At 63.1% G+C, this 1,919-nt stretch carries 1 protein-coding gene; it reads left to right on the forward strand.

What is annotated here, in order from left to right:
• On the forward strand, window positions 1-1,919 hold a 1,919-nt coding region (locus GY725_07800), incomplete at both ends, for a serine/threonine protein kinase (protein MCP4004082.1).

Raw genomic sequence — 1,919 nt, forward strand, 5'->3', positions numbered from 1 at the left:
CCGCCTCGAGTTGTTCAAGCAGGTGTGCGCCGGGGTCCAGCACGCCCACCAGAAGGCCTTGATCCACCGTGACCTCAAACCGTCCAACGTGCTGGTCGAGCAGATCGACGGGAAGCCGACACCGAAGATCATCGACTTCGGCGTGGCCAAGGCAACCGCCCACCGTCTGACGGAAAAAACCGTATTCACCGAGCTGGGGACGCTTATCGGCACGCCGGAATACATGAGCCCCGAGCAGGCAAGGCTGACCGGGCGGGACGTCGACACCCGATCCGATGTCTACTCCCTGGGCGTGATCCTTTACGAGTTACTGGTCGGCCGTCTGCCGTTCGAATCGGGAGAGCTGAGGGAAGCGGGGCTGGACAGCATCCGGCGCAAGATCTGCGAGGAAGATCCGCCACGCCCGAGCACGCGATTTCGCACGCTGGAAGGACCGAAGTCCGACGAATCGGCGAGGCATCGGAACTCGGACGTTTCGACGCTGGAGCGTCAGCTTTCCGGTGACCTGGACTGGATCACCATGAAGGCGCTGGAGAAGGACCCCGCGCGGCGCTACGACTCCCCGTCTCAGCTGGCTGCGGACATCGACCGCCATCTCCTACATCTCCCGGTCCTGGCCACACCGCCCAGCACGAGCTATCGCGTGGGAAAATTCATCAAGCGGCACACCGTCGGCGTGGCGTTTGCGACGACGCTGTTGATCACACTGATCGCCTTCGCGGCGATGATGACGATCCAGGCCCGCAGGATCGCTCTCGAGAGGGATCGGGCGAATCTCGAGGCCGACAACGCCCGACGCTCGGCTGCAACGGCCAACGAGACTCTGGAATACGTCGAAGGCCTGTTCAATCGAGTCGATCCCGAAGTGGCTCTGGGAAACGAGCTGACCGTCCAGCAGCTGCTGAACTGGGGGGTCGATTCCCTCGATCAGGTGGATCAGCCTGAAGTGCGAGCGAGTCTGTCCGAGACGTTCGGCACGATCTTGGCCCATTTGGGCCAGTACGAGCGAGGTACCTTCCTGCTCGATCGCTCCCTCGAGATTCGTGGCGAGCTACACGGCATCGATCACCCGGACACCCTCACCTCCCACGACTTGTTGGGCGAGATCGCGCGGGCTCGAGGCGACCTGAAGTCCGCGGAGAGACACTTCGTGACGGCCTTCGAGGGCCGCTCCCGACTCCTCGACGAAACACACCCGGACATGCTGAGCTCCCTGAACAACATGGGAGTACTACGACGCGCCCAGGGCGATCTGGTCGCAGCGAACGAGTTCCACCGCAAGGCCCTGGAGGGCCGTCGCAGGGCTCTGGGAAACGACCATCCCGATACGATCACCTCGATCAACAATCTGGCCTTCCTGCGCCAGTCCGAGGGCGATCTGGACGAGGCCGCACGATTGTTCCGCGAAGGGCTGGAACGCGGTCGGCGAGTGTTGACCGACGATCACCCGGATACGATCGCACTGATCAACAACCTGGGCCTGCTGCTGTTTTTCAAGAATCGGCTGGACGAGTCGGAGGCTCACTTCGCCGAGGCCCTGGAGCGCAGCGAACGTGTCCTCGGGGCGCTTCACACCCGCACCAGCACCACGCGTTACAACCTGGCATCGGTGATGATGGCCCGCGAGAAGTTCGATGAGGCCGAGCCCCACTTGCGGCGAACCCTCACCGATCAGCGACAGTCGCTCGGCGACGACCATCGCGATTCGATCGTTTCGATGCAGAAGCTCGGCAAGCTGATGGATCGGCTGGGCCGCCACGGGGAAGCGGAACCGTATTATCGAGAGGCACTCCTTCGATCCCGGCGCACCTTCGCCGATCGACCGTCGGAGATCGCCTACGCTCTGCGTGTCTACGGCGACTGCTTGAAGCTGCAGCACCGCCGCGTCGAGGCCATCACGATCCTGGAAGAAGCACACG

It is taken from the genome of bacterium (assembly GCA_024226335.1).
Classification (GTDB): Bacteria; Myxococcota_A; UBA9160; order SZUA-336; family SZUA-336; genus JAAELY01.